Source organism: Streptomyces sp. NPDC031426 (assembly GCF_055581585.1).
This window is the reverse complement of record NZ_JBVIJE010000033.1, coordinates 23,764-38,731: the sequence shown is the minus strand read 5'-3', so window position 1 is coordinate 38,731 and position 14,968 is coordinate 23,764. Positions and strand designations below refer to the sequence as shown.

Genomic DNA, 14,968 nt, shown 5'->3' with positions numbered 1-14,968 from the left:
AGCCTCCGCGAGGGCGCTGGGGCCGGGACCGCGATCCGCATGCCCCCATGCCCTCACGGAGGTGGTCTGGTGTATCCGCTGCCCCCGTCGAGGAACGGCAACTCGGGCAGGACCCTGAACGTGGCGCTGGTCGTGCCGTTGCAGGGTCCGGCCGGAGTCTTCGGCCCGTCGTGCGAGATGGCCGCACAACTGGCCGTGGAGGAGCTGAACGCCGCGGGCGGCGTGCTGAGCCAGGAGGTCCGGCTGGTCGTCGTGGACGGCGGAGCTGCGCCGGAGCGGGCTGCGGGCGAGGTCGAGGCCCTGGTGTCGCTGCGGGCGGTGGACGTGGTGGTGGGCTGGCACACCTCGGCGGTGCGCAGAGCACTGGTGCCGCGCATCGCGGGCAGGGTGCCGTACATCTATACCGCACAGTACGAGGGCGGTGAGCACACGCCCGGGGTGTTCCTGACCGGCGAGACGGACGCGGCGCAGTTGCTGCCGGCGATGCGACTGCTGGCCGAGGCGACCGGAGCTCGGCGCTGGTGCACGGTGGGCAACGACTACGTGTGGCCCCGAGTCACCGCCCGGGCCGCGCGCGGGTACGCCCGGGCCTGTGGCGGCCAGGTACGGGACGAGGTCTTCGTGCCGCTGGGGACGTACGAGTTCGCCCCGGTGCTGCGCCGGATCGAGCGGTGCGAGGCGGATGTGGTGCTGATGTTGCTGGTCGGGGACGACGCGGCGCGTTTCAACCGGGCGTTCGCCGCCTATGGGCTGCACCAGCGGTGTCTGCGGCTGAGCACGCACATGGACGAGAACATCCTGCTGGCCACCGGCGCGGAGGCCACCGAGGGACTGTGGGCGACGGCCGGGTACTTCGAGACGCTGGGGACCGCCGAGAGCCTGGACTTCAGTGGCCGCTACGCAGCCCGGTTCGGCATCGAGGCCCCGGTGGTGGGGAGCCTCGGCGAGTCGTGTTTCGAAGGGGTACGACTGCTGGCGGCACTTGCCGAGCGGGCGCAGTCGCTGGACGTGGACGCCATGTGTGCGGTGGAGGACACGGTCACCTACGAGGGACCTCGGGGCTTGCTGCGGCTGCAGGGCAACCATCTCCACCAACGGCTGTACCTCGCACGGGCGGACGCCTTCGACTTCGACATCGTCGCCCAACTCTGACCCCAGCCCCGCCTTCGCGCTGGTCAGCGTACCCGTCATGCCCTTTGCCCCGCCTGTCCATTGACAATACCCCGCCGCAGAAATATTTTCTATGGGAAGAATCAAGCAGAGCAATCCTCCTCGGCACAGCGACGACCAGGGCGTACGCGCACCACCCCGCGCACGCACGGCGACACCCCGAGACCCGGCGGGCGCCAGTCCGCACGAGGACTCACCAGGTCGTCAAGCAGCGGAATACCGTCCACCTACTGGACGGCTTGCGCACCCCCATCACCAGGCGTGCAATTCCCATCGGAATCCGTCACAGCCAATCCCTCCGGGAACTCGCGATACACAAGAAAGGCCACTTCAGGGGCCATCGAGGCGCACATTTCGATGAACCTTGGATTCTCTCCAGTCATTTATCTACGCGCGTCACCAAAAGGCTCACTAAAGAGCCTTCATTTAAAGGATGCGAAACGCCCGGGAAACAGTGCGGCGTGACTCTTCCGTGGAACTCCCCCCGGGCCATCCGGGCGGTGACCCTGCATGCGGAAGAGGGAAGAGTCGTGACGGAGATCGTCGACGGAGAGGCGCCGGCAACATCAGCCGGACGGACCTATAACGACTGGGCGAAGAACGACACGCTGGAGGACTACTCGCTGCGCTACGCGCCGAAGTCCTTCCGCCGCTGGACCCCCTACGTGGTGGCCACCACCGCGCTGGGCGGCATCGCCTACCTGGCCGACTTCGCCATCGGCGGCTCGATCGCCATCTCCAACGGCTTCTCCAGCGCCATGGTGGCGATCCTGACCGCGGCCGTGGTTATCTTCCTGACCGGCATACCGATCTCGTACTACTCGGCCAAGTACTCCATCGACATGGACCTGTTGACCCGGGGCGCGGGCTTCGGCTACCTCGGCTCGACGCTCACCTCGGTCATCTACGCCAGCTTCACCTTCATCTTCTTCGCCCTCGAAGGCTCCATCATGGCGCAGGCCCTGGACCTGGGCCTGCACATCCCGCTCGCCGTCGGGTACCTGATCTGCTCCCTCATCATCCTGCCGCTGGTCATCTACGGCATGACCGCGCTGTCGAAGATGCAGGTGTGGACGCAGCCGGTCTGGCTGGTGCTGATGGTCGCACCGTTCGTGTCCATCGCGATCCAGGACCCGGGCAAGTTCTCGAAGTTCACCCACTTCGCCGGCAACTCACCGACCGGCTCCACCATCAGCATGCTCGGCGTCGGCGCGGGCGCCGGTGTGGCGTTGTCGCTGATCGCGCAGATCGGTGAGCAGGTCGACTACCTGCGGTTCATGCCGGACAAGACGCCGGAGAACGGCAAGAAGTGGTGGGGTGCCGTGCTCTCCGCCGGCCCCGGCTGGGTGGTGCTCGGTGCGGCCAAGCAGATCGGTGGCGCCTTCCTTGCCTTCTACATCGCCGGCAGTGTGGGCCTGGCCAAGGCCAACGAGCCGATCCAGCAGTACATGTCCGGGTTCAAGACGTTCGCAGCTCCGGTTGCCCTGGGCCTGGCCACGTTCTTCGTGATCCTCTCCCAGATAAAGATCAACTCGACGAACGCGTACTCCGGTTCGCTCTCCTGGTCGAACTTCTTCTCCCGCCTCACCCACCGTCACCCCGGCCGGGTCGTCTACATCTTCCTCAACGTCGGCATCGCCCTGGCCCTGATGGAAGGCGGCGTCTTCGGCTTCCTCAACACGGTCCTCGGCTTCTACTCCAACGTGGCCATCGCCTGGATCGGCGCGGTCGTCGCCGACCTGGTCATCAACAAGCCGCTGAGGCTCAGCCCGTCGTACATCGAGTTCAAGCGCGCCCACCTGTACAACTTCAACCCGGTCGGCTTCGGCTCGATGCTGATCGCCTCGGCCGTCTCGATCGCCGCTTACTTCGATGCGTTCGGCGACTACGGCAAGGCGTACTCGCCCTTCATCGCGCTGTTCCTGGCGATGCTGCTCTCGCCGCTGTTTGCGGTGCTGACCAAGGGCAAGTACTACATCGCCCGCGCCGACGACCTGGACGAGCCGCTACTGGGCGCGGACGGCCTGCCCTCGGCCGCTGTCCTGACCTGCTCGGTGTGCGCGACCGAGTTCGAGCGGCCCGACCTGTCGGGCTGCCCCTTCCATCGGGGCGCGATCTGCTCGCTCTGCTGCAGCCTGGAGAAGGACTGCCACGACTCCTGCAAGAGCGGCAGCGGCACCGCCGGTCCGGTCAGCCTTGCCATGCCCACCGTACGGTCCACGGACTGACCACTGGCGGACACCCGCGCCCCCATCGCCCCCGGCCCGCGTCCCTCGACGCGGGCCGGGGCATGTGTGAGATCAGGCTCATAGGGCTGCGGAGTAGCGAGCGGCAACGTCCTCCCAGTTGACCAGGTCCCACAGCTTGGTGACGCAGTCGGGGCGCACGTCCTTGTACTGCAGGTGGTAGGCGTGCTCCCAGGCGTCGAAGACCAGCAGCGGGGTGCTGCCCTGGCCGGCGTTGCCGTGGTGGTCGTAGACCTGCTCCACGAGCAGCCGCCTGCCCAGCGGCTCCCAGGCGAGCACGCCCCAGCCGGAGCGGACTGGGGCAGCGGCCTCGACCTCAACATCATCGGCCACGTCATCGTCGGCCTCTTCTTCGCCACCTGGGCCATCGCCCTCGCCGTGTGGAAGTTCGGCCGCATCGAGGAGAAGTGGAGTGCCGGACTGCGCCCGACCCAGCAGCAGGCCGAGGAACAAAGCGAACAGCATCCGCACCCTGGGGTCCCGGCAGTCACGCCGGGGCCCCAGTCATCGAGTCAGCTCCCCGACTGCCGCTCAGCACGCAGACTTGACAGAGAACTGCGCCTCCCTGTCAAGTCATGCGCGTCGCGCTTACGCATCATCGTGAGCCGGGAGCGGTCGCACCCCGAGCCCAGCTGTCCCTGTTGTGACGACCATTTCGGTATGCCGAGGTGGCCTGTGCGTGTGAAGGCGGCGATGGAGCCGCGATCGGGCGGCGCTACGGCTGTCGTGCCAGGAGGTCTGCGGCCAGGTCGGCGAGAGTGTCGGGTGCCGACGTCGCGTCGAGTTCGGCTCCTCGTTCGTCCGCTGCGAGTGGTTCGAGTGTGGCGAGTTGAGAGTCGAGGAGCGAGCCCGGCATGAAGTGGTCGTGGCGCCGTCGGAGCCGGTCCGCGAGCAGTTCGCGGTCGGCCGTCAGGTGCAGGAAGAAGGCGCCTGGGCAGGCCGCTAGCAGGGTGTCCCGGTAGCGTCGCTTGAGTGCGGAGCATGCGACCACCGCGCCGGTGCCTGCCATGTCGTGCTCGTGCAGCCAGCGGCCGATGGACTCCAGCCAGGGTCGGCGGTCGGCGTCGTCGAGTGGCGTGCCGGCCGACATCTTGGCGATGGCGGCCGCGGATACCCGCGCGTCGAGCCCGAGATCGTCTTCGTCATGGGGGAGCGGCTGGCCGGGCGACGAGGGACCAGATCGCACAGCCCCACGTCAAAAGCGGTACGAGAGACGGCGGGTGGTTGGGGCGTCCGCGCCAGCCCAAGTACTCCTCCAGCAGCCGACGGCTGTCGCTGAAGCTGTAGGTCGTATCGGTAAGGGACAAAGCCCACCCCAGTGGCCGAACCCACCGTCCGCGACTTCGAGATAGATCCGCTTGAGGAGCGGCGGCATCGGATGCCCCACCGCAGCCTCAAGCTCGGCCACGGCCACGGCCACGGCCACGGCCTCGGGCGACGCAGGCGGCGGCAGCTCGCCGGCCGTGGACTGCATCGGCCTGCTGCTGATGGTGCTGGTGCGAGCCGCCGACGTCACCGACCGCCAGGCTGCCCGCGTCATGCTGCCCCGCCTGCGGGCACGGTTCCACAAGATCACGCTGGTGTGGGCCGACGGCGGCTGCACCGGCCGCCTGGCCATCTGGGCGAAGGAGAGACTCCAGCTCACGCTGCAGATCGTCAAACGCAGCGATGACGTGAAGGGGTTCGTGGTACTCCCGAGACGCTGGGTAGTAGAGCGCACGCTGGGGTGGCTGATGCGCTCGCGCCGCCTGGTGCGGGACTTCGCGACTCTGCTCGCCAGCAGCGAGGCGTTCATCTACTTCTCGCAGGCCATGCTCATGAGCCGTCGCCTCGCCCGCCCGGCTTCCCGGCGGCGGCAGGAACAGTCACGGTGGGCTGCCGCGGCGTGAGCCGTCCGGACGGCGACACGGTCAGCCAGTCCTGTTCGGCCAGGCGTTTCGTCTTGGACCGCACCCCCTCGATCTTCGCCGGCACCAACTCCAGCCCAAGCCCGGACGCGATCTCCTTCGCCGACACCCCCTCACCGCCTTCGGGACAGGACTCCATCAGCTCCACGATCCGCCGGTAATCCGGCGCGAGCGCCTCCACCGTCATCCCCTCCCCGAAGTGCGGCTCGATCGACCCCACCCCGGGACCTTCACCGCTTTGGCCGCCGGCACCGGTTCCGGCGCCTCCTGCACGGTCGCATCCGCCGCATCACGGGTGTGGCCAGGGCCTCGGCCAGCTCCACCCGGGCGATCGCCCGGCGTTCCAACACGGCCTCGGCTGCGACGAGTTCGGACAGGATTCGGTCCGCCTCCGCATCGTCGAGGACGAACTGATCGCCCGAACGCTCCCACGACGACACCGGAACCAGGCCTGAACAGCGGAAACTCAATGATCACATCCGGTAAGACAACGGCTTCTGAACGATGCCGCCCTGGGCTGGAAACGGAGCCTTCAGGGGCCACCGCGCCAGTCCCCGACCCTACTCAGGCCGCGGTTGCCCCTCTGATGTCACCCCCTTTTCCCGGTGGACTTGGAGCTGGCGGTAAGACAGTTGCTCGGAGGGGTTTGCGGAACCTGTACGTACGGAGGTGTCCAGGTCACCGATACGGTCGGCGAGGATCCGCAAGGCTTCAGAAGACGGCGAGCCGGGTTGAGCTGTAAACACGATCAACCATTGGCCCGGATCACCGGGAAACAGAAGGGTCTCATAGTTCAAGGTGACTTCGCCGAGCAGGGGGTGCCGGAGGTGTTTGGTACCGTGGGAGAACTCCTCCACATCGTGCGCGGCCCACCATTGGCGAAAATCTTCGTCTGCGGCCGACAGCTGATTAATTAGCTCGGCCAGTTGCGGATCGTTCGGATGTCGACCGGCATGCAGATGCAAACCTGTGACGATCATTTGGGCGGCCTGGTCCCAGTCGAGAATTATTTCACGCGCCGCAGGGTCGCGAAACATGAATCGCGCAAAATTGCGCTCGCGAGCCGGCATGGCTTCGAAATCGACGAACACTGCGCGAGCCATACGGTTAAGGGCGAGGACGTCCATGCGGCTGCCCAGAATCATGGCAGGGGTATCCCGAAGAACCTCAAGCAGCGCGTACGCACCCGGACGCACTCGGGGAACGGCGGGCTGGCTCACTCTGGCCACGGACTGCGGCCTGGCGAGCCTGAACAGATGCGCACGCTCGACATCATCCAGCCGCAGGGCCCGGGCTACGGCCTCCAACACCGCTTCGGAGGCGTTGGCCACCCGTCCGCGTTCCAGACGGATGTAGTAGTCCACGCCCAATCCGGCTGAGAGCGCAACTTCCTCACGGCGGAGTCCGGGAACACGGCGACTCGCCCCTGCCGTGATCCCGGACTGCTCAGGAGTCACCCGGGCACGCCGCGAGCGCAGGAAATCGCTCAGCTCTTTGTTGACACCTGAACCGGACGACGCCTTGCTCATTTTTTGAGTCTAGCTCTCTAGACGCAATCCTGGCAACGTGCATAGCGGAATTTCGTGGTCGCCTGCGCCGCCCTCGGTCTGTGATAAGGGGAGCCCTTGGAGCAGTCGCGCCCGGCAAAATCGAAGTGGAGCTGCCCCGCTTGTTTCCAGACCGGCGAGCGGGGTCGAGTAAATAGAGGCTTTCGGAATGTAATCTTGGCGGCCGATAAAGCAGCTTCGGGTTTTCCTCAGTGTTTTGATGTGCTGTTGCGGGAGTGGGTCGCCGAGGAAGGTTCGGGGGAGCGGGTGGCCCGGTGCCCGGCACCGGTTCGCCTCCCACGTCAATCCGGCTGCGGTCTCTGCCTGGACCCATCCGCGCGGGATGTGATCTTGCTCCCGGAGTATGCGGAAATGCGTTATTGGAGTCTGTGTATCGTCGCGGCCGCGCAGGTGGTGGAGCCGAATTCCTTGCCCTCGTCCAGACGTCGGTCTGTGACCGCGCCGACGACCTTTTCGCCGGTTTCCGTGTCGGCGGGGATCGGGGCGTTCTTCCGAAGCCCACATCGGCAACTACCCAGCAATGGGAAAGGGGGCCTGCCAGTACCTGGACCAGCAGGCCTTGGCCGAGGCAGGCCTCTTTGACCGCCTCCAGGTGCCTTTCCGGGGTGTTCCCTGGGATTGCAGGTCAGCACAAGGCCCGCAGGACACGATCCTCGCGGACCGCGCCGACCAAGGCGAATCCCCGGTGGACGGGCTGTTGCGGAAGGTCACCGAGCGACGCTGCTCCAACCTCCGCTCGATCACCTGGGACTCGGCAAGCACGAGGGCCAGTGCGGGGGAGGCGGTTCCGCCGAGGATCGCGGCTCTCTGCCGCGACAGCCACGGCGGCATGTGCCGCTTCGCCGACCATGACCGCCTTTGAACCGGTGACGCACCAGGGTGCGAGATTCACCGACTGAAGAAAGAAGGACATCTCCATGGATCTGAAACTTGAACTCATCGTGCTGCCTGTCTCCGACGTCGATCGGGCCAAGGCCTTCTACCAGGCGGTGGGATTCCAGCTGGACGTCGACAACACGGTCAGTGGGGACTACCGGGTGGTGCACTTCACGCCGCCGGGCTCCGAGTGCTCGATCATCTTCGGCACGGGGATGACTTCCGCCGCGCCCGGCTCGGTCCAGGGCCTGTACCTCGTCGTCTTCGACATCGAGGAGGCCCGGGCGGAGCTCGTCGGCCGCGGCATCGATGTCGGCGAGGTGTTCCACGATGCCGGATGGGCCCTTCACCACGGCCACGATGCCGGAGGGGTCGTCCACCCCGGTGCGGGCCAGGAGCGGGTGGCCGGCCCGCATCCTGCCCGTGCCGACTATGCCTCCTACCTCACCTTCAGCGACCCGGACGGCAACGGCTGGGTGCTGCAGGAGGTGAAGAGGCGGATCCGGCCGCCGCTGACATCGCGTTAGCGGCTCAGGGGCTGCGGCGGGCCGGGATCCGCCTGGACGGTATGAGGCAACACGGGATGGCTCGCCGTGCGGAGGCGGTCGTCGGCGTCATGGCTGTCATCCCGCTTCGCCTACCACCGGGCCTTGGTCCTCTCCCGTTGTGGTCCCGGCCGCCGCCGCAGCAACGCCCTCCTGAGGATCGTCTTTTCCTCTCACCTACGTACCGGATGGAAACCGCAATGACGAGCACTGACCAGACCGCACACATTGAGCCGCCGAAGCCCCGCGAGATATCCGACGCAGCGATAGCAATGATCGACGAACAGGGGACGGTGGTCGGATGGACCCAGGCCGCTCAGCAGCTTGTCGGGTACTCCGCTGGAGAAGTGGTGGGCCGCTCCGCCACGCTCGTGCTGCCGTCCTCCCAGAATCCGCTGCGGGTTGCAGAGTTCGCCGAGCAGTGCCGTGCTCAAGGTGGCTGGTCGGGCACCGCGCCGGTTCGCCACCGCGACGGCCGCATACTCAACGTCAGTCTGCGCATCTCGCTGCTGCGGGGACAGGACGCAACCCTGCGGTGGCTGGTATCCCTGACCGACATAGGTGCGCTTTCCTCGGGGATGATGAACGGATCGGTGCGGGAGTCGCTCCTTATCCACGCACCGATCGGCATCGTCGTTCGCGACCCGCAGTTGCGCTGTACCTGGGTGAACGACGCCATGGAGCGCCACGACGGCATTCCTCGTGACCGGCGGTTGGGACGTCGACCCACCGAATCGATGCTCAGCTTCGAGACCGAAGCGCTCGAGGCAGCGCTGCGGCAGGTGCTGGAGTGTGGCATCACCATGGTCCACGAGTACCGGGCGTGGCCGCCGGAAGATCCGCGTCGGGAGCACGCATTCGCGGCCTCGTTCTTCTGCCTTCAGGACGCGGACGGCCAGGCGCTGGGGGTGTGCTCCATGAGCGTGGATGTCACCGGCGGCCAGCGGGCGCGCGAGCGCCTTGCCATCCTCAGCCAGGCCGGCACGCGTATCGGCAGCACCCTGGACGTCATGCAGACCGGACAGGAACTGGCGGACGTTGCCGTGCCCCTGCTGGCCGACTACGCCATTGTCGACCTGGCAGAGCCGGTTCCGCTCGGTAAAGAGCCCTATGCCCGACTCGACACCATGTACGATCACGCCGCTGTTTTCCGCCGTGCCGGTTTGGCCTCGATCCACCGAGGCATCCCAGAGTCACCGTGGGCGCGCGGGGAGATGGTATTCCTCTCACCGAACTCGCCGTTCAGCAGCGTCCTGTGCACGGGGAGGTCTCACCTGGAACCGGTGCTGGACACCTCTCCTGGGGCATGGATCGACCACGACCCGGCGCGGGCGCAGAAGATCCGTGAGAACGGGGTGCACTCCCTCATGGTCGTGCCCATCCGTACGCAGCGCTCCGTGCTGGGCCTGGCGTTGTTCGCACGCACCGACGACCCGGTACCGTTCCAGGAGGATGACCTGCTCCTGGCCGAGGAACTGGTCACCCGGGCCGCACTGTCGTTGGACAATGCTCGCCAATATGCCCGCGAACACACTGCGGCCCTCGCACTGCAACGCAACCTGCTCCCACACCGTTTGATGGGTGGCGTCGCGGTGGAGGCGGCCTCGCGCTACCTGCCGGCCGATACGGATGCAGGAGTTGGGGGCGACTGGTTCGACGTCATCCCGCTGTCCGGCGCCCGGGTGGCACTCGTCATCGGGGATGTGGTCGGACACGGCATCGACGCCGCGGCGACCATGGGCATGCTCCGCACCGCCGTTCGTACACTGGCGGACCTGGATTTGCCTCCCGACGAGCTGCTGAGCCACCTCGACGACAGCGTCCGGCGGCTGGCCGAGGAGGACGACGACCCCGACCAGGTCTCCACGATGGGCGCGACCTGCCTGTACGCCGTCTACGACCCGGCCACCCGGCAGTGCACGATGGCACGGGCCGGGCACCCCCCGCCCGCGATAGTCGACGCACAAGGCCAGGTCACCTTCCCCGACCTGCCCACCGGAGCCCCACTCGGCCTCGGCCTCGGGCTGGTCCCCTTCGACGCTGTGGAAGTGGAACTGCCCGAAGGCAGCCTGCTCGCGTTCTACACCGACGGCCTGGTCGAGTCCCGTGACGAGGACATCGACGTCGGCATACACCGCCTGGGCACCGCTCTCGCTCGGCCTGATCAGTCCCTGGAGGACTTGTGCTCCTCAGTGATGGAAACCGTGCCGACTCAGGCACCGTCCGACGACGTCACCTTGCTCCTTGTCCGGACCCACACACTCAACGCGGCCCAGATCGCCTCCGGGGACCTACCGGCTGAGCCAACCGCCGCCCGCACCGCCCGTCAGCTGGCCGCCCGTCAGCTCAGCGAATGGGGGCTGGAGCATCTCGTACCCGACACGGAGCTGATCGTCAGTGAACTGGTCACCAACGCTATCCGCCACGGCGCCGGCCCGATCCGGCTGCGGCTCATCCAGCACCAAGCCCTGACCTGCGAAGTCTTCGACAGCGGAACGTGCTACCCGCGCCTGCGGCATGGCCGCATCGTCGACGAAAACGGCCGAGGCCTCCTCATGGTTGCCCAGTTGGCCCGCAGATGGGGCTTCCGCCCCACACCGTGCGGCAAGCTCGTCTGGGTCGAACAAGACCTGTCCTCTGCACCCTCGCACGCACGAAGTCCGTAACTGGAAAAAGTGAGGTTGACAGGTTGCTCATCGTCTGGTTCGGTAGGGCCTTTTGACAGCGAGGAACACCGGTCACCCCGGACCGCGACAGGTGTGCGGCGAGATCGAGTCAGGATTTCGTGCATGCATGCGCCGAGTCGCCCAGGACGTGGGCCGGTCGCACCCGGGGCCGTCCGGGGCCGGTGCGGGGAACCCTGGCGAGCAACGCGATGCTCCATGCCCGACGTGACGACACGGCTTTCACCGTGAAGGTATGCATCGACCGCCATGGATGTGTCCGTATAGAGGTCTATGACGGCGACCAGGACGCGAACCGGGACGTAGCCGTGACGGCCGCGGCCGACGCGCCACCCAACGGCCGGGGAATCCTCATCGTGCAGGCCCTGTCGGACGACTGGGGCGTCGACAAGCAGGGGCATGGGAAGGTCGTCTGGTCGCACTTCGCCGGCAAGCAAGCAGTCAGGAAGGCTTCCTCCACCTCCGTGTCCGGGACGGCCCTGCCGAACTCCTCTCCTAGTCAGCGCGGCCCGTCGCTGCCACGGCCACACCCAAACCGATCATCGCGAAGCCGCCCGCCCCGCCGACCATCGACAGGCGGCGGTCCGAGCGGACGAACCAGGAACGGGCCGCCGAGGCACCCAGTCCCCACAGGGTGTCCGTGATCACGCCGATGGCCACCGGGACCAGCCCCAACACCATCATCTGGAGGGGGACTCGGCCCGCCGAGTGGTTCACGAACTGCGGTAGCACCGCCGCGAAGAAGATGAGGCCCTTGGGATTGGTGAAGCCCACGAAAATGCCGTCCAGGACTGTGCGCAGATCGCTGCGCCGCTCACCCGCCGGGGCCTCCATGTCCGTCGCGCGCATCTCCTTGCGGTGCCGGAAAGCTTGCACGCCGAGGTAGACGAGATAGGCTGCGCCGGCCAGCTTAACGCCCGTGAACATCGCCGCGGAAGTCTCCACCAGCGTGCCCAGGCCCCACGCCACAGCGGTTACCAGGAGGTACGAACCGATCAGGTTGCCAAGGACGGTCGCGAGCGCCGTGCGGCGGCCGTGTGCCAGGGCCCTGCCGATCACAAACAGCACGCTTGGCCCCGGAATCACGATCACCACCAGCGACATCGCCGCGAACGCGAGAATGCTCCCCGTGGACACCATGTGTTTGCCACCTTCTGGATTGCCTTTCAGAGGTCATACAAACACGTGGCGGACCGTTCGCTCTAGCCTCGCGCTTGCACGAGGTAGGGCGTCCTCCAGGTGAAGAGGCGTATCGGGACCTGCCCGCGTCCGCGTCGAGAGCGGTGGCTGCGGGGTCGTGTCCCAGGCCGGCGGTGGACTGCTGGTGGAGACGGTCCGCAAGTCCGGTCCCGATCGGGCGAAATACGCCGCAATCACGTGCGCATCAAGCGCATGTGCCAGGACTGCGACCCGAGCTCCGTCAGCGCGGAGGAACGAAACGAACGTCGTACACAGAACGTCAGGCGGCACTCCGGGGACGGGGACCGCTAGAGCGCTTCTGACGGCTCTTGGCCTGCTGCCGGTTGATCGATTGGCTTGTCTCCCTGCGAGGGGTCGGTGTCCTGCTGATGCTTGCTGCACGTAGTGTCTGCTTGAGGCTCCGGCCATCCTCTGACGAGCTCACTGTTCAGGGCCGACTGCGGACAGCCCCCCAGCACGCCCGCAGTCGATCTAGCCTGCCGCGGTGCCGGTGCTGCCCTGCCTGGTCAGCTCAGGCCCAGCTTGGACAGGGCAGTGGTCCAGTCGCCGGCAATTGCGTTCTGGGCTGCGGCGAGGGTGACCTTCCCGGAGCAGACCGCGGTGTGCAGCTTCGTCTTCAGCGGAATCTAGCGAGGAACCCCGGGCCTGAAGGACTTTGTTGGCGGATTCGGTGACCGCCTTTGGTGATCTTGTTTGATCGGGCAGTCTGATGGAGGTTCGGTTCCATCGTGCGGGGAGGCAAGGAGGGACTGCGGTGTCGCTGCGCCCTGTGCCTGCTCCGTCCGTCCCGGAGGCCACTGCGCGGGTTGCTCGCGCCGCATTTCGTAAGGGCTGTCGGGCTATGCGGATGCGGGATGAGCTCGGTCCGCTGTTCGAGGACGAGCAGTTCGCTCGGGCATTTCCGCGCCGGGGTGGTCCAGCCTGGTCGCCGGGCCAGTTAGCGATGGTCAGCGTGCTGCAGTTCGCGGAGGGCCTGACGGACCGGCAGGCTGCCGACGCAGTGCGCGGGCGGATCGACGTCAAGTACGCGCTCGGGCTGGAGCTGGACGATCCCGGGTTCGATTTCTCTGTGCTCAGCGAGTTCCGAGTCCGGCTGGTTGCGCACGGCCTGGAGGAACTGGTCCTGGACCGGCTGCTGGAACGAGTGAGCGAACTGGGGATGCTGCGGGCGGGAGGCCGCCAGCGCACCGACTCCACGCACGTGCTGGCCGCGGTGCGGACGCTGAACCGGATGGAGTTTGTGGGCGAGACCCTGCGCGCCGCGCTGGAGACGCTGGCCGTCGCGGCGCCCGGCTGGCTGCGGCAGGTCGCCGCGCCACAGTGGTTCGAACGCTACGGCAAGCGCATCGACTCCTTCCGTTTCCCCAAGGGAGCCGACGCCCGCCGGCAGTGGGCGCTGGCCGTGGGAGAGGACGGATTCGCACTGCTTGAGGCCGTCTACGCACCCGACGCACCGGCCTGGCTGCGGGAGATCGAGGCGGTGCAGGTCCTGCGCAGCCGCGGGCCGCCGACGGGCGGATCGTGCTCGCGGTGGACGTGAGCAACTGGCTGCGTCCCGACGCGCCCACCAGCCCGGAGTTGCTGTTCTGCCACGTCTACGGGCGGGGCCGCAGCGCGGACCAGTTCATTCCCGGCTGGCCTTACTCCTTCGTCGCCGCACTGGAGACGGGACGCACGTCCTGGACGGCCGTGCTGGACGCGATCAGACTGGGGCCGTCCGACGACGCCACGGCGGTGACCGCGACCCAATTGCGCCAGGTGGTCACCCGGCTGATGCACGCCGGGCAGTGGCGGCCGGGCGACGCGGACATCCTCGTCGTCATGGACACCGGCTACGACGTCACCCGCCTCGCCTACGTCCTGGCCGACCTGCCCGTCGAACTGGTCGGCAGGCTCCGCTCGGACCGCGTCATGCTCCGGGATGCCGGCCCGCGCCGCTCCACCCCGCGTGGCGGACAGCCACGCAAGCACGGCGGCGTCCTCACCTTCTCCAAGCCAGAGTCCTGGCACACCCCCGACCAGGCCACGACGTGCGACACCACCCGCTACGGCACGGCCGAAGCCCTCGCCTGGGACCGGATGCACCCCCGATTGCAGGCCCGTGGCCCCTGGCTCGACCACTCCGGTGAACTCCCTCTGATCGACGGCACGTTGATCCGGCTGAAGGTCGAGTACCTGCCCGGTGACCGGGACCCGAAGCCGGTGTGGCTGTGGTCCTCGCGCACCGGCATGACCGGCCAGGACATCGATGTCCGTTGGCAGGCGTGCCTCCGCAGATTCGATCTTGAACACACCTTCCGGCTGTTCAAACAGACCCTGGGCTGGACCGTCCCCAAGGTTCGAGATCCGCACACGGCCGACCTGTGGACGTGGCTGATCATCGCCGCCCACACCCAACTCTGCCTCGCCCGGCCACTCGCCGAGGACCTGCGCCGGCCCTGGGAACGACCCAGCGAGCCACGTCGGCTCACCCCGGCCCGAGTCCGCCGGGGGTTCCGCCACCTCCGCGTGAAGACCGCTCGTCCCGCCAGCGTGCCCAGGCCCTCCAAGCCCGGCCCCGGACGCCCACCCGGCTCGAAGAACCGCAGGTCAGCCCCACATCACGAGCCCGGGAAGACCGTGAAGCGAATCGAAACCCTCACCGAACATGTCCGCCTGAAACAGCAGCGAGGTTAATGATCAAGCTGAGATGCTGTGGCGTATGGAGACGGAAACGATCTGGCAGACGGTATCGCGCTGGTTTCCCAGACAAACGGCGGTCCGCGGTTGGCG

Annotated in this window: 10 protein-coding genes and 5 pseudogenes; 11 read left to right on the top strand and 4 right to left on the bottom strand. The window is 67.1% G+C overall.

The window, feature by feature from the left end; translation table 11 throughout:
* Positions 1-69 precede the first annotated feature (69 nt).
* Both ACZ5NH_RS39285 and ACZ5NH_RS39280 read left to right on the top strand, forming a co-directional pair.
* Positions 70-1,152: a substrate-binding domain-containing protein gene (locus tag ACZ5NH_RS39285; RefSeq protein WP_468782388.1), complete on the top strand. Its 1,083-nt coding sequence runs from the start codon at positions 70-72 to the stop codon at positions 1,150-1,152.
* Between the two features lie 548 nt (positions 1,153-1,700).
* A complete protein-coding gene (locus ACZ5NH_RS39280; RefSeq protein ID WP_468782386.1) occupies positions 1,701-3,398 on the top strand; it encodes a purine-cytosine permease family protein in 1,698 nt (565 codons plus the stop codon).
* Between the two features lie 78 nt (positions 3,399-3,476).
* Here ACZ5NH_RS39280 and ACZ5NH_RS39275 read toward each other — a convergent pair.
* Positions 3,477-3,710, bottom strand: a pseudogene (locus tag ACZ5NH_RS39275) (Fe-Mn family superoxide dismutase); the annotation flags it as partial.
* Between ACZ5NH_RS39275 and ACZ5NH_RS39270 the strand changes: the two are divergent.
* A pseudogene (locus tag ACZ5NH_RS39270) lies at positions 3,711-3,866 on the top strand (HoxN/HupN/NixA family nickel/cobalt transporter); the annotation flags it as partial.
* Between the two features lie 265 nt (positions 3,867-4,131).
* Here ACZ5NH_RS39270 and ACZ5NH_RS39265 read toward each other — a convergent pair.
* Positions 4,132-4,602, bottom strand: coding sequence for a gluconokinase (locus tag ACZ5NH_RS39265; protein ID WP_468782384.1), 471 nt, complete (start codon positions 4,600-4,602; stop codon positions 4,132-4,134).
* A gap of 277 nt (positions 4,603-4,879) precedes the next feature.
* Here ACZ5NH_RS39265 and ACZ5NH_RS39260 point away from each other — a divergent pair, with 277 nt between their 5' ends.
* Complete coding sequence (locus tag ACZ5NH_RS39260) at positions 4,880-5,305, top strand: transposase (protein WP_468782382.1); 426 nt, start codon at positions 4,880-4,882, stop codon at positions 5,303-5,305.
* The gene (locus tag ACZ5NH_RS39255) at positions 5,302-5,484 is read left to right on the top strand and encodes a hypothetical protein (protein WP_468782380.1); all 183 of its coding nucleotides are present in this window, start codon (positions 5,302-5,304) and stop codon (positions 5,482-5,484) included. Before ACZ5NH_RS39260 ends, ACZ5NH_RS39255 begins: the two co-directional genes overlap by 4 nt.
* Positions 5,485-5,883: 399 nt before the next feature.
* Here ACZ5NH_RS39255 and ACZ5NH_RS39250 read toward each other — a convergent pair whose 3' ends face one another.
* Positions 5,884-6,852: a helix-turn-helix transcriptional regulator gene (locus tag ACZ5NH_RS39250; protein ID WP_453598363.1), complete on the bottom strand. Its 969-nt coding sequence runs from the start codon at positions 6,850-6,852 to the stop codon at positions 5,884-5,886.
* 956 nt (positions 6,853-7,808) lie between these two features.
* On the opposite strand from ACZ5NH_RS39250, the gene ACZ5NH_RS39245 reads away from it, so the two are divergent.
* From ACZ5NH_RS39245 to ACZ5NH_RS39235, 3 genes and pseudogenes are all read left to right on the top strand, one after another.
* Positions 7,809-8,294 carry a VOC family protein gene (locus tag ACZ5NH_RS39245; protein ID WP_365334539.1) on the top strand — a complete coding sequence of 162 codons (486 nt, stop codon included), beginning with the start codon at positions 7,809-7,811 and terminating at the stop codon, positions 8,292-8,294.
* Positions 8,295-8,512: 218 nt separating this feature from the next.
* Positions 8,513-10,978: a SpoIIE family protein phosphatase gene (locus ACZ5NH_RS39240; RefSeq protein ID WP_468782377.1), complete on the top strand. Its 2,466-nt coding sequence runs from the start codon at positions 8,513-8,515 to the stop codon at positions 10,976-10,978.
* A gap of 209 nt (positions 10,979-11,187) precedes the next feature.
* Positions 11,188-11,400 (top strand): annotated as a pseudogene (locus tag ACZ5NH_RS39235) (ATP-binding protein); the annotation flags it as partial.
* Between the two features lie 91 nt (positions 11,401-11,491).
* Here the strand turns inward: ACZ5NH_RS39235 and ACZ5NH_RS39230 are convergent.
* Positions 11,492-12,136, bottom strand: a complete 645-nt coding sequence (locus ACZ5NH_RS39230; RefSeq protein WP_468782375.1) for a LysE family translocator — start codon at positions 12,134-12,136, stop codon at positions 11,492-11,494.
* Between the two features lie 99 nt (positions 12,137-12,235).
* Between ACZ5NH_RS39230 and ACZ5NH_RS39225 the strand changes: the two are divergent.
* The 3 genes and pseudogenes from ACZ5NH_RS39225 to ACZ5NH_RS39215 all read left to right on the top strand — a co-directional run.
* Positions 12,236-12,374: pseudogene (locus tag ACZ5NH_RS39225) on the top strand (IS1380 family transposase); the annotation flags it as partial.
* 531 nt (positions 12,375-12,905) lie between these two features.
* Entirely contained in the window at positions 12,906-13,736 is an 831-nt protein-coding gene (locus tag ACZ5NH_RS39220; RefSeq protein WP_468782373.1) for a transposase, read from the top strand.
* Positions 13,679-14,872 (top strand): annotated as a pseudogene (locus ACZ5NH_RS39215) (NF041680 family putative transposase); the annotation flags it as partial. The gene ACZ5NH_RS39220 and the pseudogene ACZ5NH_RS39215, both read left to right, overlap by 58 nt.
* Positions 14,873-14,968 lie beyond the last annotated feature (96 nt).

Excerpts from the sequence above, each read along its gene's own strand:
- ACZ5NH_RS39245 (WP_365334539.1), top strand. The coding sequence starts at position 7,809 with ATGGATCTGAAACTTGAACTCATCGTGCTGCCTGTCTCCGACGTCGAT.
- ACZ5NH_RS39250 (WP_453598363.1), bottom strand. The coding sequence starts at position 6,852 with ATGAGCAAGGCGTCGTCCGGTTCAGGTGTCAACAAAGAGCTGAGCGAT.
- ACZ5NH_RS39240 (WP_468782377.1), top strand. The coding sequence starts at position 8,513 with ATGACGAGCACTGACCAGACCGCACACATTGAGCCGCCGAAGCCCCGC.
- ACZ5NH_RS39220 (WP_468782373.1), top strand. The coding sequence starts at position 12,906 with ATGGAGGTTCGGTTCCATCGTGCGGGGAGGCAAGGAGGGACTGCGGTG.
- ACZ5NH_RS39230 (WP_468782375.1), bottom strand. The coding sequence starts at position 12,136 with ATGGTGTCCACGGGGAGCATTCTCGCGTTCGCGGCGATGTCGCTGGTG.